Below are 21,206 nucleotides of genomic sequence, written 5' to 3' on the forward strand. Positions count from 1 at the left end.
GAGTTAGGTATGCCGAAGACTATGAAGGAATTTGTTGCCGAGGCGCGGCAGAAAACCGGCGGGTCGCTCGAAGCTGCCCAGGCAGACGGTCTCGTGCTCGACGTTCGCGAGGCTCACGAACTCGACGAGGACGGTCGCGTGCCGGATTCCGTTTACGTTCCGAGAGGCTTCCTGGAAGCAAAGGCCGACCTCACAAATGAAAGCGGCGAGAAGGCGCTCCATGCCGCCCATTCCAGCGGGCGACCGGTCCACGTCCTTTGTGCGTCCGGCGCACGGGCGAGCCTCGCGGCCGCGACGCTCGTCGAGATGGGCTATGCCGCACAGCCGATCGAAGGCGGGCTCAAGGGCTGGCGCGAAGCGGGACGGCCCGTCGAGGGCGGAAGGGCAGGTTCGACATGATGGACGAACGGATGAGCGGCATGGGTGCCTGGATGCCCCTCGGCATGGGCCTCTGGGGCATCCTATGGATCGTTCTCGTCGTGCTGGCGATCGCGGCGCTGGTGAAAGTCCTGCGCCGCTGATCGCTTCCGAGCATCAGCGAGGGTAGCTCGCAAACACCTCGGTCGAACCGTCGGCCTTGACCAAAAACACGTCGTAGGGCGTGTCGCCTGACCCCATGCCCGGTGCATCCGCCGGCATTCCGGGGACCGACAGGCCGATGGCGTCCGGTCTCTCGGTCAGGAGCCGTTCGATCTCGGCCGCCGGGACGTGCCCTTCGATGGCATAGCCGTCGATGAGGCCAGTGTGACAGGAAGCATGCTGCGGTGAGAAACCGGCCTCTTGCTTCTTCGCGTAGAGATCGGCCGAGGCGAGATGCTCGACGGTTACGTCGTAGCCGGCGTCCTCGACATGCCGGACCCAGGCCGCGCAGCAGCCGCAGGTCGGTGAAGAATAGACTTTCATCGCCTCGCCGGCTTCGGCGAGGAACGTCGTCGAGAACAGTGCGAGAGCGCCGGCGCCGAGAACCGCGCCGAGGGTCGTCTTCTTCTTGGCTGTCATGTTCGGGTATCCTTCAAATGGGTTTTCCGGCATGGGTTCCGTTTCCTGATGTGGGGGAACGGATGCTGCCAGATCAAGTCGGCGAGACCCGACGCCTTGTCGCACCGGGTCGGAGCCGAGGCGTCACTTCATTTCGGTGACGGTCAGCTTGCCGCGTAGGCGCTCGGCGACGAACTCGATCGTCTGGCCTTCCTTGGCCTCCTCGAGCATCGCCGGATCGGCGACGGAGAAGACCATCGTCATCGCCGGCATGTCCAGATTGGTCAGTTCCTCGTGCTTGATGGTCAGCTTCTTGCCCTTGGCGTCCACCTTCTGGACGACGCCTTTGGTGAACTCGGCCGCGGAAACCGTGGAAAGGGCTCCGAGCGAGAGAGCAGTGGTGAGCGCGATGCGGATGATCGGTGTCATTGTCTTGTCCTCAATTGATCGATTTCAGTTCTTTGAGACGACGAGCGGGCCGTGCATGCCGCTCTCGTAGTGGCCGGGGATCAGGCAGGCGAATTCGAAATCGCCCGCTTCCCCGAAGGTCCAGACGATCTCGCCGCTTTCGCCCGGCTGAAGTCGGACCGCGTTGGGATCGTCGTGTTCCATCTCCGGGAACTTCTCCATGAGCGCTTTATGCTCCTGGATCTCGTCCATGCCATCCATGACGAATTCGTGCTCGGTCTCGCCGTCATTGGTAATCGCGAGCCGGACTGTCTCGCCGGCGCCGACCTCGATGCGCGACGGCTCGAAGATCATCGCGCCGTCATCGGTCTCGCGCATGGACACCGCGATGGTGCGGCTTGCCTCCGCGGCCTTGCCGGGCGCGCCGATCGCCATCTCGTCGTGATGGCCGCCGGCATGGTTTCCGGCAGCCTCCGCGGCGAACGGCAACATCGCGATCGCCGCTGCGCCAATCAGTGATTTCACGGTCTGCATTTCTCTCTCCTTCATTGCAGTCCCTCGCATCGTCCGGGCGTCAGTGCCCGGAATGATCCATCGACGAATGGTCGATCGGCGCGCTTGCCGGCTTGACCTTCGGGAGGGACGAACCCTCTTGCGAACCGTCCGGCGCACTTGCCGCGTCCGGGGTATCGCCGGTCCATTCCCACGCGACGGTGCCGGGCGGATGCTCGTAGTCGCCGGGATCCTCGTAGTCGCCCGCTTCCAGACCGTCGCGCACCTTCATCACCGTGAACATGCCGCCCATCTCCAGCGAGCCGAACTGGCCCCAGCCGGTCATCATCGGCACGGTGTTGTCGGGGAGCGGCATCGACATCTCGGCCATGTCCGCCATGCCGTCGGTTCCCATCGGCATGTAGTCCGGCTGAAGCAGTTTGATCTTGCGCGCGACCGCCGACTTGTCGGCACCGATGAAGGTCGGCACGTCGTGGCCCATGGCGTTCATCGTATGGTGCGACTTGTGGCAGTGAAGCGCCCAGTCGCCGGGATGGACGGCGTCGAACTCGTAGGCCCGCATGGCGCCAACCGGAATATCGATCGTCACCTCCGGCCAACGCGCTTCCGGTCTCACCCAGCCGCCGTCGGTGCAGGTCACCTCGAAGTCGTAGCCGTGCATGTGGATCGGATGGTTGGTCATCGTCAGGTTGCCGACCCTGACCCGAACACGATCCCCCGTGGAAGCGACCAGAGGCGCGACATCGGGAAAGATGCGGCTGTTGATCGTCCACATGTTGAAGTCGGTCATCTCCATGACCTTCGGGATGTAGGAGCCCGGCTCGATGTCGTAGGACGACAGGAGGAACACGAAGTCCCGGTCGACGGCCATGAAGCTCGGGTCGCGCGGGTGGATGACGAAGAAGCCCATCATCCCCATCGCCATCTGAACCATCTCGTCGGCATGCGGATGGTACATGAAGGTGCCGCTCTTCACGGCGTCGAACTCGTAGACGAAGGTCTTTCCCGGCGGGATCGTGGGCTGCGTCAGCCCGCCCACGCCGTCCATGCCGCAGGGCAGGATCATGCCGTGCCAGTGGATCGTCGTGTGCTCAGGCAACTTGTTGGAGACGAAGATACGGACCCGGTCGCCCTCGACGCACTCGATCGTCGGTCCCGGCGACTGGCCGTTATAGCCCCAGAGATAGGCGGTCATGCCCTCGGCCATCTCGCGCTCCACAGGCTCGGCGACGAGGTGGAACTCCTTGACGTTGCCGTTCATCCGGAAGGGCAACGACCAACCGTTGAGCGTGACCACCGGGTTGTAGGGCGCCCCTGTCTCCGGCGGCAAAGGCGGCTGGGTCGCAGCGCTTTCCATGACCGGCGCCTCGGGCAGACCCTGAGCCGACGTGCGAGACCAGGCCGCCGCGCCTGCGAGAGCGACACCGGCACCCAGAAGATTGCGTCGTGTAACCATTGCAGTTTTCCCAAAATCAGTGTTCCGCGCCGCCGCTATCGGCGACGGCGGTTGCGGCTTCGGCGCTTGGAGCGCTTCCGAGACCGCCGTAAACGGCCGCGACGAGGTCGGCGTCGGCAAGGTAGAAGTCTCGCTTCGCCTGCTCGGCGGTCAGGATCGCGCCGAGCTTTGCCCGCGTATCGGCGAGAAGATCGAACGTGTTGGTGATCATGCCGTTGTAGGTGAGAAGGGACTCCTTCTCGACCGTGACCCGGAGCGGTACGACGCTGGAGCGGTAGTGCCGCGCGATCTCATGGCGTCCGCGATAGGCCTTGTAGGCGGCCCGCGCCTCCGCCCGGACGTCGACCGCCTTTGCCGCAAGAAGGTTCGCGGCCTTGAGATACTGGAATTCGGCTTTGCGCAGGCGCGCTTGGCCTGAATCGAAGATGGGGATCTCGATCCCGGCCTCGATCGCGGCGGAGACGACGTTCTCACTCTCTTCGCCGCCGTCTTCGGTCTCCTCGACTTCCTTCTCCACTTCGACACCTGCGGCAAGATCGAGATCCGAGACGTAGCGGGTCGCTTTCGTCAGGCCGTAGGAGCGTGCGAGCGCTTCCAGTTCGAGCCGCGCGACCTGCAAGTCGACCCTGTTCTTCAAAGCTTCCGCTTCCACCGCGCCATAGCTCTTCAAGCTCCCTGGGAGGCTCGGCAGAGCGTTCGGGACTTCGAAATCGAGATCCTTCCCCCAAACGCCCATCACACGGTAGAGCCGCTCCTTGGCGAGGTTGGCCGCAAGCCGCGCTTCGGCGGTCTGCCCGGTGAGTTCGGCATAGAAGGCCTGCTCGCGCGCCTGATCGGCCTTCGGCATGGCGCCGGTCTTGCCCAGTTCGCGGGATAGCTCGGCCGCAGCGTCTGCCGCGGTTTTTGCCTGATTGAGGGAGGAGACCGCCTCCCAGGCTCCGACCACCTCGATCCAGGCGCGGCGCGTTTCGGCGGCGAGGGCCAACGTCGCATCGACGGCTGAAAGCTGGGCCTGAAGGACGCGGACCTCGGCGACGTCGAGGCGTCGTTCGCGGGTGAGAAGCCGCGTCAGATTGGCAGCGACCACGGACTCGATCGTCCGTCCGACGCCCATGCCGCTGTAGCCGACCGAGATCGTGGGATTGGCGAGAAGCCCCTCCTGCCAGAGATCGGCGACCGACAGCCCGACATCGGCATAGGTGGCCTGAAGGCGCTTGTTGTTTAGGATCGCGACCTGCGTCGCCGCGTCAATGCCGACATATCGCGAAGCGAGAAGCTGGTTGACGCGGTCGCGGGCCGCGGCGGCTTGGCTCCGATCCTGAATCCAAATCGCCTCTTTCCCCAGGCGCTGGGCAGTCTGCCCGGAAACGAGGGAGAAACCGAGATCGGTCTCGAAGTCTTCGGTCGCCGAAACGCAGCCTGCGAATACGAGCGGCAAGCAGGCGATAATAAGATGTCTGACCAGCCGTTTCATTCGCTCGCCTCCGGAACCGCTTCGAGAGGGACGCCGCGATTGCGCCATCCCTCCGGCTCGACGATCGCACGGCGATTATAGGAGCCGACGACGGAACCGAGGCTGCTCGACGCAGAAGCGATCGAAGGATCTTCGGGAGAGGGATAGGCCGCGATATCGGGTAGCCCGCGGGGTGCCGGCGCACAGCCAGCGAGAACGAGACCGGCGAGGAAGCCGATCCGTAAAGAATTCTTCATCATGGAATGTTTCGTCGCTTGCCGTTCGGCGAGCGCGATCACGCGCCTTGGCGAACGGTAATGGCTCTGATGAACCGCAGACTGGCAATCAGCCGTGCGGCGATCCCCTCAAGCCGACCCGGAAGCGGATCGACCTAATTCCGCGCCAAAGAATGACGCGCCGCGATCAGATGCGGGGAGGGCGTTCGAGCGTTGCGACGGATCGGCCCGAGAATTCGTCCGAAAACGTCATGAAAACGACGTCGAGGGTCACGGGAAGAGAAAACCGCGGCACGAAAATCTGCGGCAGCGACGAGACGCAATGGATGCCGCAATCGCTGACGGCCCCCCTGCCATGATCATGCGCAGGCTGATCGATGTCGACATGGTGATGTCTCGCGTGGACGTCTCCCGATGGCATGTCCGAGGCTGTCAAAGCGCTCGTTCGTGTCAACGCGTCCTCGGAAGCCGAAGCGACGGACATCTGAATTCCGGATCCCAGCATGACGGCGAGTACGGCGAAGAGCCGCATCACATAGGTCGTCCATGTCAGGATTTTTATCATGCGAGGTCGATTACCAAATCGTGTCAGAGGACTGCAACGACATCCATGTCACACATCCATTTCGAACAAACCCAGACTTGCTAGGCAGTGCGGCGGTTTGAAGGCGTCTTTCGCGAACGCGCAACGTCCGGATCGCCTCCTGGCGTAGATGATGTAAGCGCAATGTCCGCAATCGAGCAAGGGGTACGCAGGATTGGGATGACCGCGATGGGCGCATAGCCGTTGTTGAACGTGACTCATCTGAACGACAGCTTCCCACCCAACGCAGCCGGTCCCAGCACCGATTTTTGTTCGACGAAACATCATCATTTCCAACGGCTTGAACCAGCTACGGTAGCTTTTGCGACCGAACGCCGGGCCGTTGCGCCCCGATCAGTTCGTTGGAGGTCTGTGTGAAGAAGTTCACCATCTCAGGCTTGGGCTGCCCGACGTCGAACCGATGTCGTCCGTGCGAAACATACCGCGGCTCGGCCTTCGTGCCGTCCAACAGGCAGAAGTGCAGCTCTCCCTTCTAGAAATTAAAACCAAGGGATCGTCACGAGGCTGACCTCCGGTGTTCTAGCTCGACTCCGTGTTCGGGCGAGCCTTTGAATCAAGAAGGCCCAGGCAGGTGCGGCCCGCCCGGGCTTTCTTTATCTGGTCGTGGTTTGGGATCTCACCCCGAATGGGGTGAGCGAACTTCATGCGATCACGAGCGAACCTTAGCGACGCAGAGCGAGATACGGTGACGCATCAGGCCCAGTAACAAGCGGGTTTTCTCAGCTACAGCCACTTGTAGATCCGCACGTGTCGCACTTCAGGCACGTGCCGTTGCGGACCATTGAGTAGTTGCCGCATTCGGTGCAGCTGTCGCCCGTATAGCCCTTCATCATCGCGACGGCGCGGCGTTCGCCGACCGAGGCTTTGGCGCCGGGCGCGACAGCGCTGGCCGTGTCGGCAGTCTCGCCCGATGTGTCGCGCGCCTGAGCCGGGCGCTCGTTCGCCAAATTGCCGCGATCGCGGTCCGAAGCCGGATAGGCGACGGGCTGATCGAACAGGCCTTGCGCCGGCGAGGCATCTGCGACCGGAGCGGGCTCGGTGAGAGGCGCCTGCTCGTAGTCCCGCTTGAAGGCCGTCGCCTGATTGCCCTGAACGCTGGAGGCGACTGCGACGGGGCCGGTGGACTTCGCAGCAGCGACGCCGCCGGGCTTCGTGCCGATCTGGGTGACATTACCGGAGCCCCGGGCCGTCGGCGCGGTGGCCGTTGCCGGAGCATCCTTCGCGCCACCCTCTTTCAACGATCCCTGAGCTTCGCTGGAGGACACCAGACGGAACTTCGAGGTCTGGCCCCGCACCATGCCGGACGAGATCGGCAGCGGTGCGGGCTTGTCGCCCTCGACGCCGCGCCCGACGGAGGAGGCGCCAAACTCATCCGGCTGGACATGGGCAAGATCGTGCCGGTCGAGATAGGAGACGGCCAGCTCGCGGAAGATATAGTCGAGGATCGAGGTGGCGTTCTTGATCGCCTCGTTACCCTGAACCATACCGGCCGGTTCGAACCGGGTGAAGGTGAAGGCCTCCACATACTCCTCCAGCGGCACGCCGAACTGCAGACCCAGCGAAATGGCGATGGCGAAGTTGTTCATCATTGCACGGAAGGCAGCGCCTTCCTTGTGCATGTCGATGAAGATCTCGCCGAGGCGGCCATCGTCGAACTCGCCAGTGCGCAGATAGACCTTGTGGCCGCCGACGATCGCCTTCTGGGTGTAGCCCTTGCGGCGGTTCGGCAGCTTCTCGCGGTCGCGGACGACCTTTTCGATGACGCGCTCCACGATACGCTCGGCAACTTGTACCGCCTGCTCCTGCGGGGGCGCAGCGACGAGGGCGGCTGCGATCTCCTCGACCGTATCCTCCTCGTCGTCCTCATCTGCGATGAGGGAGGCGTTGAGCGGCTGGGAGAGCTTCGAGCCGTCGCGGTAGAGGGCGTTCGCCTTCAGCGCGAGCTTCCAGGAAAGCATGTAGGCCGCGTTGCAATCCTCGACCGTCGCATCGTTCGGCATGTTGATGGTCTTGGAAATGGCGCCCGAGATGAAGGGCTGGGCCGCAGCCATCATGCGGATATGGCTTTCCACCGACAAGGAGCGCTTGCCGAGGCGTCCGCACGGGGTGGCACAGTCGAAGACGGCCAGATGCTCCGATTTGATGTGCGGCGCGCCTTCGAGGGTCATCGCGCCGCAGACATGGATGTTGGCAGCCTCGATGTCCTTCTTGGAGAAGCCGAGATGGGGCAGAAGCTCGAAGGTGAAGTCGTTCAGCTGCTCATCGGTGACGCCGAGCTGGCGCATGAAGTCGTCGCCGAGCGTGTAGCGGTTGAAGACGAACTTGATGTCGAAGGCCGAGGTGAGGGCGTCGTTGATCTTGCCGACCAGTTCGTCCGTGAAGCCCTTGGCCTTGAGCGAGCCGGGGTTGATGGCAGGCGCCTGGTTGAGATTGCCGTGGCCGACCGCATAGGCCTCCATCTCGGCGATCTGCGCTTCCGTATAGCCGAGGGTGCGCAGGGCTTCGGGAACGGCGCGGTTGATGATCTTGAAGTAGCCGCCTCCGGCGAGCTTCTTGAACTTCACCAGCGCGAAGTCGGGCTCGATACCCGTGGTGTCGCAATCCATCACGAGGCCGATCGTGCCCGTGGGGGCAACGACGGAGACCTGGGCGTTGCGGTAGCCGTTCTTCTCGCCGAGTTCGACGGCCTCGGTCCACGCGGCCTTGGCTCTAGTCGACAGACGCTTGTCGGCAAGCGAGGCGTGATCGAGCGGAACCGGATCGACGGCGAGCTTCTCATAGCCGTTGGCGATGCCGTGAGCCGCGCGGGCATGGTTGCGGATGACGCGCTGCATGGCCTCGGCATTGCGCTCGTAATCGGGGAAGGTTCCGAGGTGGCCAGCCATCTCGGCGGACGTCTTGTAGGCAATGCCGGTCATGAGCGCGGAGATCGCGCCGCAGATCGCACGGCCATGGCGGGAATCATACGGAATGCCGCCGGACATCAGCAGGCCGCCGATATTGGCGTAGCCGAGACCGAGCGTGCGGTAATCGTAGGAGAGGCGGGCGATCTCGCGGGACGGGAACTGCGCCATCAGGACGGAGATCTCGAGAACGAGTGTCCACAAGCGCGTGGCGTGCTCGAAGGAGGCCGTATCGAAGCGCTTGGACTCGCCGTTCTTCTCGACGAACTGCATGAGGTTCAGCGAGGCGAGGTTACAGGCCGTATCATCGAGGAACATGTATTCCGAGCACGGATTGGACGCCCGGATGGAGCCTGCCGCCGGGCAGGTGTGCCAGTCGTTCATCGTGGTGTTGAAGTGCAGGCCAGGATCGGCGGATGCCCAGGCGGCGTAGCCGATCTGGTCCCACAATTCGCGAGCCTTGACGGTCTTGTGGACCTTGCCGTCGGTGCGGCGGATGAGGTTCCATTCCTCGTCGTTCTCGACGGCGCGCAGGAAGTCATCCGTCAGGGAGACGGAATTGTTGGAATTCTGGCCGGAGACGGTGAGATAGGCCTCAGAATCCCAGTCGGTGTCGTAGACGGGGAATTCGATATCGGTGAAGCCCTGACGCGCGAACTGGATGACGCGCTTGACGTAGTTCTCCGGCACCTGTGCCTTCTTGGCGTCCTTCACGGCGCGCTTCAAGGCCGGGTTCTTGTTCGGGTCGAAGCAGTCGCCCTCCGGGCCCTCGCAGTTCACGCAGGCCGACAGGATGATCTTCAGGTGCTTTGCGACGGTCTTGGAGCCGGTGACGAGTGCGGCGACCTTCTCTTCCTCGCGAACCTTCCAGTTGATGTAGTTTTCAATGTCCGGGTGATCGATGTCGACGACGACCATCTTGGCCGCGCGGCGCGTGGTGCCGCCCGACTTGATGGCGCCGGCCGCCCGGTCGCCGATCTTCAGGAAGCTCATGAGGCCGGAGGACTTGCCGCCGCCTGAAAGCTTCTCGCCTTCGCCGCGCAGGAACGAGAAGTTCGAGCCGGTGCCCGAGCCGTATTTGAAGAGACGCGCTTCACGGACCCAGAGGTCCATGATGCCGCCTTCGTTGACGAGATCGTCGCCGACCGACTGAATGAAGCAGGCATGGGGCTGGGGATGCTCGTAGGCCGATTCCGAGGCGCGCAGCTCTCCGGTCTGGTAATCGACATAATGATGGCCCTGGCCGGGACCGTCGATGCCGTAGGCCCAATGAAGGCCGGTGTTGAACCACTGCGGTGAGTTCGGCGCGACCTTTTGCGTCGCCAGCATATAGGCGAGCTCGTCCTTGAAGGCGGATGCGTCTTCTTCGCTTTCGAAGTAGCCGCCCTTCCAGCCCCAATAGGTCCAGGTGCCGGCAAGGCGATCGAAAACCTGCCGTGCGTCCATTTCCGAGCCGGTCCGCTCGTCTTCGGGAAGCTCGGCAAGAGCCTCTTCGTCGGCAACCGAGCGCCAGAGGAAGGAGGGAACGTCGTTTTCCTCGACGCGCTTCAGCCTTGCCGGAACGCCGGCCTTGCGGAAATATTTCTGGGCAAGGATATCCGAAGCGACCTGGCTGAACTGGGCCGGCACGTCGATATCGGCGAGACGGAAGACGACCGAACCGTCGGGGTTCTTGATCTCGCTCGTCGCCTTGCGGAATTCGATGCTCTCGTAAGCGCTGTCACCTGCCTTGGTGTAGCGGCGTTCGATCTTCATGCCCATGACGGCCCGTTCCCCTTGAGTGTTCCTCGTGTGATCGGAGCTCGCGGCAGGCGGGCGCAAAACACCCGTGGCGATGCAGGCCGGAATCTGATCATCCGACGTGCCGCCACAACATTTGCCTGATCGCGAGTTCGTTCACGCTATATATAGTAGATCGAAGAGGCTTAAGCGAGTCTGAACTTCGGTGCCGACGACCCGAACAATCGCTTATTCACCGCTTGTTCCCAGCGAGATAATCTCGCTTCGACGTCGCGGTACGGTTGCCGAAGCTACGGAAGCCAAGCGATTCGAGCAATTCGTGAAGGACGGGTGTCCACCGTAATCCGCATTTGAAGAAAAGCCTGTGGACAATCGTATTTTGTCGCAAAGCGGCGGTAACCGGTCCGGCGTTCGTGCATTTAACATAAGATGCCGGAAAGACTGTGAGAGTGGCGATGCAGCGAACGAAGAGGTCCAACGAACCGCTGTGTTCCCTTATGGTTTCAGGCTTTCAAAAAGGTGACCCCGCGTCTTAACTGGCGCTGCGGCTCGAAAGTGCCGGGCGCGTTGATGGGTAAAATGACAAGAGGGTCTGATAGGAGTGGCAATCTGATCGACTGGCGCGTTCTTGGGAAGCAACCGGAAGCCGAATTCGATCGGATCACGCGTCTTGCGGCGCGTTTCCTGAGTGTGCCTGTCGCCTACATCTCCATCGTCGAACCGGACCGGCAGATCTATAAAAGCGCGCTGGGGCTACCCACGCATCTCGCGGAGAGACGCGAGTCTCCAATCAGCCACTCCCTGTGCCGCCATGTGGTTGCCAGTGGAAAGCCGCTGATTGCGCCGGACGTGCGGGAGATCAGCTGGCTTAAGGATAGTCCTGCTATCCAGGACATCGGCGTTGTCGCATGTCTTGGAACACCGATCCGCCTTCCGTCCGGCGAGGTGATCGGCTCACTGTGCGTGGTCGACCACCAACGGCGGAACTGGAGCGAGAACGAGATTGCCACCGCCGAAGATCTGGCGGAACTCGTGTCTCAACAGATCGCGCTTCGTTACGAGGTCGCCGCTCGCGAGACGGCGGAGGAGGAACTCCTTCTCGTTGCCCGCGAATTACAGCATCGCACCCGTAACGCCTTTTCCATCGTTCAGGCGGTGATCTCGCTGTCGATGCGCGATCGGTCGCTAATACCTCTCAAGCTCGACATCATCGACAAGATCTCCACCGTTGCTTCGACGCAGGAACTGATAGCGCAGCAGTCGGGCGGAAGCGTCGATTTTTCGCAGATGCTGCGGCGGGAGCTGTCGCCGCTGGCGTCGGAAGATCAATTCACGATCTCGGGCCCTCGGATTGACGTGGCCGCCAACGAAGCGGTCTTCGTCGGGATGATCCTCCACGAACTGACGACGAACGCTGTGAAGTACGGCGCACTGCGTACCGAGTCCAAAGGTCGAATGTTTGTCGAGTGGTCTACTGAGACGGATCACGACGTGCAGACTGTCCGTCTCATCTGGAAAGAGATTGGCCTTGATCCATCAGCCACTGGCAGCCCTAAGACGGGCGATGATAGCAAACCGGGGTTCGGCTCGGAACTGCTTCAGATCCTCGTCACAAATCAGCTGCGCGGGACGATGACGCGGACTCTTGCCGATGACAGCCTCACCATCGAGATGGCGCTTCGCCTGATCGTGCCGCCCGCAGATGGTCGTTCGCCGACGTCTGATCGAACGGCGGTCTAGCCCCGCGTCTCCTTGCCGATCGGAGCCTGGAAGGTGAGGCCGAGATCCCAGGGGAAGAAAATCCAGGTGTCCTGGCTGACCTCGGTGATGAACGTGTCGACCAGCGGCCGACCCATCGGCTTGGCGTAGACGGCAGCGAAGTGAGCCTCAGGCAGCATCTCGCGCACGATCCGGGCGGTCTTTCCGGTGTCGGTCAGGTCGTCGACGATGAGAACGTTCTTGCCGCCATCCTGCGTCAGTTCGGACGAAACTTCCTTCAGAATCTTGAGTTGCCCCTGTTCGGAGTACTCATGATAGGAGGCGACGCAAACCGTCTCGATCAACCGAACCCCAAGTTCGCGGGCGATGATCGCAGCCGGCACGAGCCCGCCGCGCGTGATGCAGACGATCGCCTTCCACTCGCCATTGATTCCTGCAAGTCGCCAGGCAAGGGCCCGAGCATCCCGGTGAAACTGGTCCCAGGAGACGGGGAAGGATTTTTCGGTGACTGACATGGCGATGGTTCCGGCTCAAATTGGTGTCAGTGGCAATAGTCCAGTCCGCCGATGCGGGGCAAGTCGGGTCGGTGGACATCGGCGTTTCAAGCGGTGGACAGTCGCCGTGAGCCGATATCTCTTGCCCAGACGCGGACCTGACCCTCGCAACGCCCATCATGGTCCGCTTTTATCCTGAAGCCGAGAAGCTCGAAAGCGGACGCGCAACTATCTGATATGAGTCGTGGGGAGCGCGTTCGACTGCTTGACGGTTTCCATCGAGATATAGGCAGACATATCGTAGAGCTCGATACGGCGAAGGATCTGTTTGTAGACGACATCGTAATGTTCGACATCGGGCAGGACGATCTTCAGGATATAGTCGAAATTGCCGGTCAGCCGATGGACCTCCATGATTTCCGGAATGCCCGCGACCGCTGCGTGAAATCGCTCGATCCAGTCCTCGGCGTGCCGGCCCGTCCGCACGAGGACGAATACGGTCGTCGGCAGGTTGATCTTGCGACGGTCGAGGATGGCCATTGTGCCGGTGATGTAGCCTTCGCTTCGCAGGCGAGCCATGCGCCGTGAGCAGGCCGAAGGCGACAGGGAAACCCGATCCGCGATTTCGTTGAGGGGCATTTCTCCGTTCTCTTGAAGCAGAGAAAGGATCTGTCGGTCCCGTTCATCGTTCATTGCGTACCAACTTTCATATGCCTGCAACCAGCTTGCGCCATATTCAATTGATGCGCGTTCCATTTGCAAGTCTCGACGGTTTCGCGCGCAAAAACGCATCCCTCCGCCACATTATCCGTGACATCATGCCCGCATTATCGGCACAGGAGACTTGGGGATGATGAGACCAATCGGACTGCTCGGCGGTATGAGCTGGGAATCGACCGCGACCTATTACCGGATGATCAACGAGGGTGTGCGGCATCGGCTTGGTGGTCTCGCCTCTGCGAACCTCCTCATGCATTCGTTCGATTTCTCTGAGGTCGTCGCCTTGCAGAAAGCTGATCGCTGGGGGGATGCCGGCGAGCTGCTCGGACAAGCCGGGGGAAGGCTCGCGGCCGCGGGTGCCGAGGCCATTCTGATCTGCACCAACACCATGCATCTCGTTGCGGACGACGTGGCACGCCTCTCGGGCGTCCCCCTCATCGATATCATCGATGAGACCGTAGCAGCCCTGAAGACGGACAAGTGTCGCAGGCCACTGCTGCTCGCAACGCGATACACGATGGAACACGGCTTCTATGCCGAACGCATGCGTCGCCAGGGCGTCGAAGTCGTCGTACCCGACGAAGCCGATCGCATCGTTGTTCACGACGTCATCTTTTCGGAACTTTGTCGGGGAGAGATCCGGCCTGATTCACGCCAGCGATTCCTCGACATCGTTCGCCGCTCGCAATCACATGGGATCGATTCCGTGATCCTTGGCTGCACGGAGATTTCCCTTTTGGTGAGCCCTGACATGTTCGATCTCCCCGGCTACGACTCCACCGCGATCCATGCTGCAGCGGCGGTGCGGTTTGCGCTTCAGAAAACGGCACTCGATCGCGCTGCCTGAGGCGTCACGAACCCATGGCTAATCCGGGAATGAACGGACCCGCTCGGCGCGAAAGACGTTCGTCTCCTCTTGGCGCCGGGCCGGTCTGCGCTTTGAAAACGAACGCGCCGCATTGCGCGGGTCCGGCTTTGGGAAAAGCAGGGTGTAACCTATCTTTTCCTTTGCAATGGATACGAGCGCGTCTCTAGGACCCCGTCGCAGTTGCCAGCTTAGCGATCAAAGCCTCACTGCGTCTTCCGCCTCATCCAGCATCGCTTCGTCCCGTGAGCGAATGACGATCTCCGTCGTGTAGCGACCCTCGGCGAAGCGCGGATAGGAGCCGATGGTGACGCCGACCCGCTCCTTGGCGAGTTTGGCGAGCGGCCCGCCGATATCGCCTTCGCCGAAGGGGCAGAGGGCACCGACCGGCTCATGACGGGAACGCCATGGGGAAGTCAAGACAAGGTTGTCGAGCATGGCCTGGAACACGTGCGGGACGCCAACCACCCTGCCGCAATCGATCAAGGCTTGCCGGATCGGCGGCCACATGTCGCTGATCGGAGTTCTGACCCGCCGGGCCGGCGATATTCCGACGGCCGCCATGATGGCGCGGCAGCAAGCGCTGAAAGGGCTCATCGTCGGCAGCTGGCGCCACCACATGGATATGGTCCGGGGCCTCGAGACGACAGGCATCCGACCAATCATCGACAGCACCTTCGCGATGGCGCGCTTGGCGGATGCATTCCGGCACGAAGAGGCTGGACGGCACTTCGGAAGATCTGTCTTTCGATCTGATCTGTCCACCTGCCGGTGATGCCTCCGGTCACTGGCCGGAGACGTCGCCCGTCAGATATAATTTCATAAGTTTGAGTATCTATTCGCCTATGCCGTGCGTCGAACAACATGTCGCGACCCGCAGGGCGGGCGTGAAGTTTGGCGCGAATCAAGTGGGCAGTAAGCACCAGGGACCCTTTGCCGGGTCCGACCTCTGACCCCTCGACTGTGCCGCGAGGATCAGCTTGCAGCTTTGAGCTCCCGATATCCGACGAAGTCGTCGCAGCCTTGAGAAATTCCGAGGTTCTCAATAGTTCCGTCCGGTTTATGAAGACAGATCCGGTCGCGTCCATTCTGTTTTGCCGCATAGAGCCCCATATCGGCCCTTCGATAGATGTCTTCCTGCTTGTCTTTCGATGAGACTGAGGTCAGGCCGCCGGATATGGTGACCTTGAAATCTTGTTGGCCGCCCGCAACGTCGATCCAGCCGATTGCTTCCCGCAACTGCCACAGGGTTAACTTGACGACCTCAAGCGGCTGGTCGATGAACACGATCATAAACTCTTCGCCACCCACGCGGCCGAAACAGTCCATGAGTTTGATCGTGCTGCGTGCTTTATGGGCGATGTTGATCAGGATGTCGTCGCCAACCTGATGGCCGAATGTATCGTTAATCTTCTTGAAATGATCGACATCCAGAAGGCAGACCCACGCATCCTGCCCTGCATCCAGGACTTCTTGAAGCTTGCCAAGGATGTGCCGTCGGTTGGAGACGCCGGTCAGCTCGTCAGTCGAGGATTGCCGGAGAAGCTGTTCGTTCGCGAGGCGCAATTTCCGTTCGGAAACGTTTAGAGATGTGACATCGGTACCGACATAGACGATCCATCCGTCCTCTCGCCGCGTTTCGGTCACCCAGATGAAACGACCGCAATGGAGATCGCTTTCATAGGTTCGCTGACGAGATTTGCCCCTGCGAGATCTGACGGACGAAATCCATGCGTCGATATCGGTGGTCTGGATGATTGTGCCACGGCGCGCTGCGAAATTGCGGCGCATCAGCGTCTGCCAATCGATCCGCTCATTCGCTTCGATGAAGTATGCTTGGCGAAACGCCTCGTTTGAAAAGCGAAGGACCTCATTCTGATCGTAAACTCCGATCAAAGCGATCGACGATTGCAGCAAATCCCAAACGGCGGCATCGCTGCCCTGTCCGAATAGCTCTCGATCCGCGAGCCTTTCCATATGCCTGTCCCCGAGTGATACTTCTCTTCATCGGGTTTTAGCGGAAAATCATGAAGGAACGGCTGCGTATTCTCTACAATTGTAATGGCTTGGCGCTAAAGATGACGCCTTGAAGCACGCGGGAAGACCGCCGCGCGGCGCTCGGGTCCAAAAGTGATTTTGGTGGCATCGAAGATTCTAACTCAGAGTGCCACCGTCGCCAGTTTCATTACCGCTGACGCCGACAAGTCCCTGCAATCAGGACAATTCTTCGATCAACCGTTTAATCGCGTCTTCCGCCTCATCCAGCATCGCGTCGTCCCGTGAGCGAATGACGATCTCCGTCGTGTAGCGACCCTCGGCGAAGCGCGGATAGGAGCCGATGGTGACGCCGACCCGCTCCTTGGCGAGTTTGGCGAGCGGCCCGCCGATATCGCCTTCGCCGAAGGGGCAGGGCACCGACCGGCTCATGATGGGAACGCCATGGGGAAGGGTCGAGACAAGGTTGTCGAGCATGGCCTGGAACACGTGCGGGACGCCGGCGAGAACGTGAACGTTCTCGATCGAAAAACCCGGCGCGACCGAGACCGGATTGTCGATGAGGCTGGCGCCCTTGGGCGTGCGCGTCATCCGACGACGGGCCTCGGTGAAGGGAAGATTTCGGCCGGCATAGTAGGTTTCGAGGCGGGCGACGGCTTCGGGGTGCTCGTCGACCGGGAGCGAGAAAGCCTTGCCGACCGAATCGGCGGTGATGTCGTCATGGGTCGGACCGATTCCACCCGAGGTGATGACCAGATCGTAGCACTCGCGCAGCGCGTTGACGGCCTCGACGATCCGGTCCTCCTCGTCGGGCACGACCCGGACCTCCTTCAGATCGATACCGGCGAGGGTCATGACATCGGCGAAATGGCCGATGTTCTTGTCCTTGGTTCGTCCCGAGAGAATCTCGTCGCCGATGGCGAGCATCGCGGCGGTCGGTGAGGTGGAAGTGGTCATGCGGGCAGCTCTCCGGTCAGTCGGTTCGCTGGATTTCGGGCGTCCTGCGCGGGCTTCAAGTGCGAAGCGTCGTCAACTGTTCGACGACGTAGCGTCCTGCGGTTCTGCACTCGTCAAAGCGCCGGAGGGGGCCTAGATGGCGCGGCAACCGCAACCAAACACAAGGATAGATCGCATGACGAAAGTTCTGGTTCTTTATTATTCAAGCTACGGTCACGTCGAACAGATGGCTGGCGCTGTTGCCGAGGGTGCACGCGAAACCGGTGCAGAAGTCGACATCAAACGCGTACCGGAGACCGCGCCTCAGGACGTGGTCGAGGCCGCTGGCTTCAAGACCGATGCACCTTATCCCGTCGCCGAGCCGGACGACCTTGCGAATTACGACGCGATCATCGTCGGCGCACCGACCCGCTTCGGCAATATGTGCTCGCAGATGCAGTCCTTCTGGGACAGGACGGGCGGTCTGTGGGCCAACGGCAAGCTGATCGACAAGGTCGGTGGTGCTTTCACCTCGACGGCCTCCCAGCATGGCGGTCAGGAAACGACGCTGATCTCGATCCAGAAGACGCTTCAGCATCATGGCATGTTGATCGCGGGACTTCCCTACGCCTACGACAAGTTGACCGAGCTCGGCGAAGTGATCGGCGGCACGCCCTATGGTGCCTCGACGATCGCGGCCGGCGACGGCTCGCGTCAGCCGAGCGAGATCGACCTCGGCGGTGCGAAGTTCCAGGGCAAGCGCATCGCGCAGCTCGCGGCGAAGCTTTCCGCTTGATTGGCCGCGGATAGATCTGTGCGCGGATCGGGGGTTCACTCGATCCGCGCGTGGTCAGAGCAATGTCAGCAGCGGCCAGCGAAGTCGATTGTCCAGTAGCCGCCCATGCCGAAAAGGCCACCTCTTGCATATCCGACACCGGCCGCTGCGAAGCCCGGCGTCATGATGGTCTCGCAATGGCCCTTGTTGCCCGTCATCCAGCGTCGCACAGCGCCGGAAGCGGATGGATTATAGGCTATATTTTCTCCGACAAGACCAGGGTTTGGGCATGCAGCCCGTATACGTGCTCGCGGATCGCCGTGCGAAAGACCGCCTGACCTCGCCATGTTCCGGCTCCAGCCCTGTGCGATCTGGTTGAGCCGCGGGCTGACGGTGAGGGGCCGCACCGGCGGATAGTATTTTCCCGTGCGCGCGCAGGTCACGCCCTTCGTACGGTAGGCGTTGATCTGGGAAATCACGTCGTTCGACGTGGACTGTGCTGCCGCCGGGCTGCCAGTCAATGCGAGCGCAGCCGCTAGGGCGGCAGAGCGCGCAAGAAGCGTGATGGGGGGCATGAACAGGCTCCAACTCGCGACCGATGACGACCGCAACTCTCTGAATTTACGGCGAAACCGCCGCTTTCCTCGTGTCGGCGAAGGCATGACGGCCTTCGCTCTCTGTGGATATGATGAGCTTGCGTAAATTGGCGAAAGTCTTTCCTTTAGCCGGACACGGTCTGCGTGATGAAGCTTCGTCGTTCTCCTCCGCTACGAGGCTTTACGATGCTGTGATCGAGACCGGGCTTGGACCTTTTCGCATTCCGGGCTAGCTCCGCGCATAAACGTATTCTGCGGGCTGCCCGCGCTCTCCCATCTCAATGGTCTTCAGCATGTCCCATCTTTCGCGCCTTCGCTCCGAAGCTCTCAATGCGCCCGCGAGCGGCATCGTCGCCGTCATGCAGCATGCCTTCGGGCGCGAGGGTGTCTTGCCCATGTGGGCGGGTGAGGGCGATCTCGCGACGCCGGACTTCGTCACGCGCGCAGCAGCAGAAAGCCTGGCGAAGGGCGAGACCTTCTACACCTATCAGCGTGGCCTTCCGGAACTGCGACAGGCCCTCGCGGACTATACCGAGCGGCTCTACGGTCGGCCGCAGTCGCCGGAACGCTTCTTTGTCACGGGCTCTGGAATGCAGGCGATTCAGATTTCGATCGCGGCGCTTGCCGGCGCGGGCGATGAGGTCGTCTATTTCGGCCCGGCCTGGCCCAATTTCGCTGCGGCCGCCGAGCTGATCGGAGCAAAAGCGGTCGAGGTGGCGCTCGAGCCGCGGGACGGCGCCTGGCATCTCGATCTTGACAGGGTTCGCGAGGCGGTGACGGAAAAGACGCGGGCGATCTTCGTCAACACGCCGGCCAATCCCACCGGCTGGACCGCCACTGAGGATGAACACCGAGCGATCCTCGATATCGCGCGGGAGACGAACACGGCGATCATCGCCGATGAGATCTACAGCCGCTTCTTCTATGCGGGAACGCGGGCTCCGTCCTTCCACGACGTGATGTGCGAGGACGATACGATCCTCTTCGTCAATTCCTTCTCCAAGAACTGGGCAATGACCGGCTGGCGCGTGGGCTGGATCGAGGCGCCGGCGGAACTCGACGAGGTCATTGCCAATCTCATCCAGTATTCGACGTCTGGCGTTGCGGTCTTCATGCAACGCGGTGCGCTGGTCGCGCTTGAACGGGGCGAGGCCTTTGTCGAGGAGCAGATCGCGCGGGCTCATCAGGCGCGCAATATTTTCTCGGACCGGCTGCTTGCGACGAACCGGGTCGCGCTCACGCCGCCGGCCGGTGCGTTCTACGCCTATTTCTCCATCGATGGCGTCGCAGACACGCGTGCTGCCGCGTTCCGAATTGTCGACGAGGCCGGCGTCGGCCTTGCGCCGGGAACGGCCTTCGGACCTGTGGGCCCGCAGTTCCTTCGTGCCTGCTTCCATCGCCGTCTCGACGAGGTGGAAATCGCGGCGGACCGGATTGCGGGTTGGATCGGCCGCACGATTTGACGGTTCCCGATTTGCGCAGGATACGATCGGTCGCGGCGACGCTGGCGATCGCTGCAGGCGGCGGACTGCTTGCCGCAGTGCTCGGTCTGCCGGTTGCCTGGCTGCTCGGACCGATGGCGGCGGTCGCGCTGGCAAGCATCTTCGGGCTCGACACGACGCTGCCGACGAGCCTCCGGCAGATCGCTTTCTTCGTGCTCGGTGTTCAGGCAGGGTCGGGCGTCACGCCGGATGTGGTCGGCCAGCTGACGATCTGGCCGGCTTCCTTCGCCATCCAGCTCGTCGGCGTCGTGGCGATCACAGCCGCGACCTACGCCTATCTTCACCGTATGCTCGGCTGGAACCGCGAAACAGCGCTTTTTGCGAGCCTGCCCGGCGCACTCGCCTTCGTCGTTGCAGCGGCTGAAGATACCGATACCGACATGCAGCGCATGATCATCGTCCAGACCGCGCGGCTGCTGCTCCTGATCGGCGCGCTGACCCCGTTTCTCGCCTGGATCGAAGGCGGAGAGGGTCCGATTGCAGTCGCGCGTGGTGAAGCGGAGCCGCTTTTCGATTACGTCGTGCTCCTCGCGGTGTGCACAGGGGCAGCGGGTTTGGGGCATCTGGTTCGAATGCCCGGCGGCATGATGCTGGGTGCTCTGTTTGGAAGTGCGGTGCTGCACGTCACGGAGATTTCGTCCGTTTCCGTGCCGAGCGCGATCGCGATTCCGGCGTTGGTGCTCCTCGGTATCGTGATCGGCTCGCGGCTCTATGGTATCGAGCGCGGGGCCTTGATGAAGCTTCTACCGGTTTCGGTGGTGTGTTTCGCGATCGGTCTCGGCGTGTCAGCGCTGGCAGGTCTCGCTGCGGTTCTGATGCTCCCGCTCGAAGCGGGCAAAGTGGCGCTCGCCTATGCCCCAGGTGCGCTCGAAGCGCTGACGGTGCTGGCCTTCCAGTTCGATGTCGACCCGGCTTACGTCGCGGCCCACCATGTGGTCCGCTTCCTGTTCATTGCCTTTACCGTCCCGTTTCTCGCCCGAGGTTTGAACCGCCGCGCGAGAAAACGGGCTTAGCCGCCGGCCTTCGAAACGACGAGTGAGGTCACTCCCGGCAGGATCTCGACAGCATCGCCAAGGTCCGATGCAAACGGAATTCCGATCGCGTTCCAGGTTTCGATGAGGGCATCCTTGAGATGGTCGATCCGCGCATCGTCGTGCAGCGGCGTCGGGGTAACCCGCAGGCGCTCGGTACCGCGCGGCACGGTCGGATAGTTGATCGGCTGGATGTAGATGCCGTGCTTTGCAAGGAGATGGTCCGAGGCCCGCTTGCACAGGTCCGGATCGCCGACGAGGATCGGCACGATATGCGTGTCC

The 21,206-nt window shown here is 61.9% G+C and carries 23 protein-coding genes; 8 read left to right on the plus strand and 15 right to left on the minus strand.

The features are described from left to right. Positions 1-9: 9 nt before the first annotated feature. Both ABDX79_RS12015 and ABDX79_RS12020 read left to right on the plus strand, forming a co-directional pair. Positions 10-399, plus strand: a complete 390-nt coding sequence (locus ABDX79_RS12015; protein ID WP_346220525.1) for a rhodanese-like domain-containing protein — start codon at positions 10-12, stop codon at positions 397-399. Next, positions 396-521 carry a hypothetical protein gene (locus tag ABDX79_RS12020; protein ID WP_346220526.1) on the plus strand — a complete coding sequence of 42 codons (126 nt, stop codon included), beginning with the start codon at positions 396-398 and terminating at the stop codon, positions 519-521. Before ABDX79_RS12015 ends, ABDX79_RS12020 begins: the two co-directional genes overlap by 4 nt. A gap of 13 nt (positions 522-534) precedes the next feature. On the opposite strand, the gene ABDX79_RS12025 is transcribed toward ABDX79_RS12020, so the two are convergent. The 8 genes from ABDX79_RS12025 to ABDX79_RS12060 form a co-directional block, all read right to left on the minus strand. Further along, a complete protein-coding gene (locus ABDX79_RS12025; RefSeq protein ID WP_346220527.1) occupies positions 535-999 on the minus strand; it encodes a DUF411 domain-containing protein in 465 nt (154 codons plus the stop codon). Positions 1,000-1,122: 123 nt separating this feature from the next. Beyond that, positions 1,123-1,407 (minus strand): copper-binding protein, encoded by a 285-nt coding sequence (locus tag ABDX79_RS12030; RefSeq protein ID WP_346220528.1) that lies wholly within the window; start codon positions 1,405-1,407, stop codon positions 1,123-1,125. A 24-nt stretch (positions 1,408-1,431) separates the two neighbouring features. Continuing rightward, positions 1,432-1,911, minus strand: a complete 480-nt coding sequence (locus tag ABDX79_RS12035; RefSeq protein ID WP_463671161.1) for a cupredoxin domain-containing protein — start codon at positions 1,909-1,911, stop codon at positions 1,432-1,434. A gap of 49 nt (positions 1,912-1,960) precedes the next feature. Next, a complete protein-coding gene (locus ABDX79_RS12040) occupies positions 1,961-3,355 on the minus strand; it encodes a multicopper oxidase family protein (RefSeq protein ID WP_346220530.1) in 1,395 nt (464 codons plus the stop codon). Positions 3,356-3,371: 16 nt separating this feature from the next. After that, positions 3,372-4,829, minus strand: a complete 1,458-nt coding sequence (locus tag ABDX79_RS12045) for a TolC family protein (protein WP_346220531.1) — start codon at positions 4,827-4,829, stop codon at positions 3,372-3,374. Then, a complete protein-coding gene (locus ABDX79_RS12050) occupies positions 4,826-5,068 on the minus strand; it encodes a hypothetical protein (protein WP_346220532.1) in 243 nt (80 codons plus the stop codon). The genes ABDX79_RS12045 and ABDX79_RS12050 overlap by 4 nt, the downstream gene beginning before the upstream one ends. Positions 5,069-5,231: 163 nt before the next feature. Further along, positions 5,232-5,609, minus strand: a complete 378-nt coding sequence (locus ABDX79_RS12055) for a hypothetical protein (RefSeq protein WP_346220533.1) — start codon at positions 5,607-5,609, stop codon at positions 5,232-5,234. A gap of 758 nt (positions 5,610-6,367) precedes the next feature. Beyond that, positions 6,368-10,306 carry a vitamin B12-dependent ribonucleotide reductase gene (locus ABDX79_RS12060; protein ID WP_346220556.1) on the minus strand — a complete coding sequence of 1,313 codons (3,939 nt, stop codon included), beginning with the start codon at positions 10,304-10,306 and terminating at the stop codon, positions 6,368-6,370. A 564-nt stretch (positions 10,307-10,870) separates the two neighbouring features. On the opposite strand from ABDX79_RS12060, the gene ABDX79_RS12065 reads away from it, so the two are divergent. Continuing rightward, positions 10,871-12,031 carry a GAF domain-containing protein gene (locus ABDX79_RS12065; RefSeq protein ID WP_346220534.1) on the plus strand — a complete coding sequence of 387 codons (1,161 nt, stop codon included), beginning with the start codon at positions 10,871-10,873 and terminating at the stop codon, positions 12,029-12,031. Here the strand turns inward: ABDX79_RS12065 and gpt are convergent. Further along, on the minus strand, positions 12,028-12,525 hold the full coding sequence (gpt, locus tag ABDX79_RS12070; protein ID WP_346220535.1) for a xanthine phosphoribosyltransferase: 498 nt from the start codon (positions 12,523-12,525) through the stop codon (positions 12,028-12,030). The genes ABDX79_RS12065 and gpt overlap by 4 nt on opposite strands. 207 nt (positions 12,526-12,732) lie before the next feature. Continuing rightward, complete coding sequence (locus ABDX79_RS12075; protein WP_346220536.1) at positions 12,733-13,197, minus strand: Lrp/AsnC family transcriptional regulator; 465 nt, start codon at positions 13,195-13,197, stop codon at positions 12,733-12,735. A 160-nt stretch (positions 13,198-13,357) separates the two neighbouring features. On the opposite strand from ABDX79_RS12075, the gene ABDX79_RS12080 reads away from it, so the two are divergent. Further along, positions 13,358-14,071 (plus strand): aspartate/glutamate racemase family protein, encoded by a 714-nt coding sequence (locus ABDX79_RS12080; protein WP_346220557.1) that lies wholly within the window; start codon positions 13,358-13,360, stop codon positions 14,069-14,071. A gap of 216 nt (positions 14,072-14,287) precedes the next feature. Here the strand turns inward: ABDX79_RS12080 and ABDX79_RS12085 are convergent, their stop codons facing one another. After that, positions 14,288-14,527, minus strand: a complete 240-nt coding sequence (locus ABDX79_RS12085; RefSeq protein ID WP_346220537.1) for a hypothetical protein — start codon at positions 14,525-14,527, stop codon at positions 14,288-14,290. Between ABDX79_RS12085 and ABDX79_RS12090 the strand changes: the two genes are divergently transcribed. Then, positions 14,526-14,864: a zinc-binding dehydrogenase gene (locus tag ABDX79_RS12090; RefSeq protein WP_346220538.1), complete on the plus strand. Its 339-nt coding sequence runs from the start codon at positions 14,526-14,528 to the stop codon at positions 14,862-14,864. The genes ABDX79_RS12085 and ABDX79_RS12090 overlap by 2 nt on opposite strands. Positions 14,865-15,064: 200 nt before the next feature. Here the strand turns inward: ABDX79_RS12090 and ABDX79_RS12095 are convergent, their stop codons facing one another. Then, complete coding sequence (locus ABDX79_RS12095; RefSeq protein ID WP_346220539.1) at positions 15,065-16,066, minus strand: GGDEF domain-containing protein; 1,002 nt, start codon at positions 16,064-16,066, stop codon at positions 15,065-15,067. Between the two features lie 237 nt (positions 16,067-16,303). Continuing rightward, positions 16,304-17,041, minus strand: coding sequence for a competence/damage-inducible protein A (locus ABDX79_RS12100; RefSeq protein ID WP_346220540.1), 738 nt, complete (start codon positions 17,039-17,041; stop codon positions 16,304-16,306). A gap of 175 nt (positions 17,042-17,216) precedes the next feature. Here ABDX79_RS12100 and wrbA point away from each other — a divergent pair, with 175 nt between their 5' ends. Beyond that, positions 17,217-17,816, plus strand: coding sequence for an NAD(P)H:quinone oxidoreductase (wrbA, locus tag ABDX79_RS12105; protein WP_346220541.1), 600 nt, complete (start codon positions 17,217-17,219; stop codon positions 17,814-17,816). Positions 17,817-17,881: 65 nt separating this feature from the next. Here the strand turns inward: wrbA and ABDX79_RS12110 are convergent, their stop codons facing one another. Beyond that, positions 17,882-18,370, minus strand: coding sequence for a CAP domain-containing protein (locus ABDX79_RS12110; protein WP_346220542.1), 489 nt, complete (start codon positions 18,368-18,370; stop codon positions 17,882-17,884). Between the two features lie 314 nt (positions 18,371-18,684). Here ABDX79_RS12110 and ABDX79_RS12115 point away from each other — a divergent pair, with 314 nt between their 5' ends. Continuing rightward, positions 18,685-19,854, plus strand: a complete 1,170-nt coding sequence (locus ABDX79_RS12115; protein ID WP_346220543.1) for a pyridoxal phosphate-dependent aminotransferase — start codon at positions 18,685-18,687, stop codon at positions 19,852-19,854. Beyond that, positions 19,851-20,906 carry an AbrB family transcriptional regulator gene (locus tag ABDX79_RS12120; protein ID WP_346220544.1) on the plus strand — a complete coding sequence of 352 codons (1,056 nt, stop codon included), beginning with the start codon at positions 19,851-19,853 and terminating at the stop codon, positions 20,904-20,906. Before ABDX79_RS12115 ends, ABDX79_RS12120 begins: the two co-directional genes overlap by 4 nt. On the opposite strand, the gene ABDX79_RS12125 is transcribed toward ABDX79_RS12120, so the two are convergent. Further along, on the minus strand, positions 20,903-21,206 hold a 304-nt coding region (locus ABDX79_RS12125; RefSeq protein ID WP_346220545.1), incomplete at its 5' end, for an aminotransferase class I/II-fold pyridoxal phosphate-dependent enzyme. The two genes, ABDX79_RS12120 and ABDX79_RS12125, sit on opposite strands and share 4 nt — an antisense overlap.

The organism is Fulvimarina fulva (assembly GCF_039652615.1).
In the GTDB taxonomy this organism is placed as follows: domain Bacteria; phylum Pseudomonadota; class Alphaproteobacteria; order Rhizobiales; family Rhizobiaceae; genus Fulvimarina.

Excerpts from the sequence above, each read along its gene's own strand:
- ABDX79_RS12100 (WP_346220540.1), bottom strand. The coding sequence starts at position 17,041 with ATGACCACTTCCACCTCACCGACCGCCGCGATGCTCGCCATCGGCGAC.
- ABDX79_RS12020 (WP_346220526.1), top strand. The coding sequence starts at position 396 with ATGATGGACGAACGGATGAGCGGCATGGGTGCCTGGATGCCCCTCGGC.
- ABDX79_RS12110 (WP_346220542.1), bottom strand. The coding sequence starts at position 18,370 with ATGCCCCCCATCACGCTTCTTGCGCGCTCTGCCGCCCTAGCGGCTGCG.
- ABDX79_RS12115 (WP_346220543.1), top strand. The coding sequence starts at position 18,685 with ATGTCCCATCTTTCGCGCCTTCGCTCCGAAGCTCTCAATGCGCCCGCG.
- ABDX79_RS12045 (WP_346220531.1), bottom strand. The coding sequence starts at position 4,829 with ATGAAACGGCTGGTCAGACATCTTATTATCGCCTGCTTGCCGCTCGTA.
- ABDX79_RS12060 (WP_346220556.1), bottom strand. The coding sequence starts at position 10,306 with ATGAAGATCGAACGCCGCTACACCAAGGCAGGTGACAGCGCTTACGAG.
- ABDX79_RS12075 (WP_346220536.1), bottom strand. The coding sequence starts at position 13,197 with ATGAACGATGAACGGGACCGACAGATCCTTTCTCTGCTTCAAGAGAAC.
- ABDX79_RS12055 (WP_346220533.1), bottom strand. The coding sequence starts at position 5,609 with ATGATAAAAATCCTGACATGGACGACCTATGTGATGCGGCTCTTCGCC.
- ABDX79_RS12085 (WP_346220537.1), bottom strand. The coding sequence starts at position 14,527 with ATGCTCGACAACCTTGTCTTGACTTCCCCATGGCGTTCCCGTCATGAG.
- ABDX79_RS12065 (WP_346220534.1), top strand. The coding sequence starts at position 10,871 with ATGACAAGAGGGTCTGATAGGAGTGGCAATCTGATCGACTGGCGCGTT.
- ABDX79_RS12015 (WP_346220525.1), top strand. The coding sequence starts at position 10 with ATGCCGAAGACTATGAAGGAATTTGTTGCCGAGGCGCGGCAGAAAACC.
- ABDX79_RS12095 (WP_346220539.1), bottom strand. The coding sequence starts at position 16,066 with ATGGAAAGGCTCGCGGATCGAGAGCTATTCGGACAGGGCAGCGATGCC.
- ABDX79_RS12080 (WP_346220557.1), top strand. The coding sequence starts at position 13,358 with ATGAGACCAATCGGACTGCTCGGCGGTATGAGCTGGGAATCGACCGCG.
- ABDX79_RS12040 (WP_346220530.1), bottom strand. The coding sequence starts at position 3,355 with ATGGTTACACGACGCAATCTTCTGGGTGCCGGTGTCGCTCTCGCAGGC.
- ABDX79_RS12030 (WP_346220528.1), bottom strand. The coding sequence starts at position 1,407 with ATGACACCGATCATCCGCATCGCGCTCACCACTGCTCTCTCGCTCGGA.
- wrbA (WP_346220541.1), top strand. The coding sequence starts at position 17,217 with ATGACGAAAGTTCTGGTTCTTTATTATTCAAGCTACGGTCACGTCGAA.
- gpt (WP_346220535.1), bottom strand. The coding sequence starts at position 12,525 with ATGTCAGTCACCGAAAAATCCTTCCCCGTCTCCTGGGACCAGTTTCAC.
- ABDX79_RS12050 (WP_346220532.1), bottom strand. The coding sequence starts at position 5,068 with ATGATGAAGAATTCTTTACGGATCGGCTTCCTCGCCGGTCTCGTTCTC.
- ABDX79_RS12090 (WP_346220538.1), top strand. The coding sequence starts at position 14,526 with ATGGCCTGGAACACGTGCGGGACGCCAACCACCCTGCCGCAATCGATC.
- ABDX79_RS12025 (WP_346220527.1), bottom strand. The coding sequence starts at position 999 with ATGACAGCCAAGAAGAAGACGACCCTCGGCGCGGTTCTCGGCGCCGGC.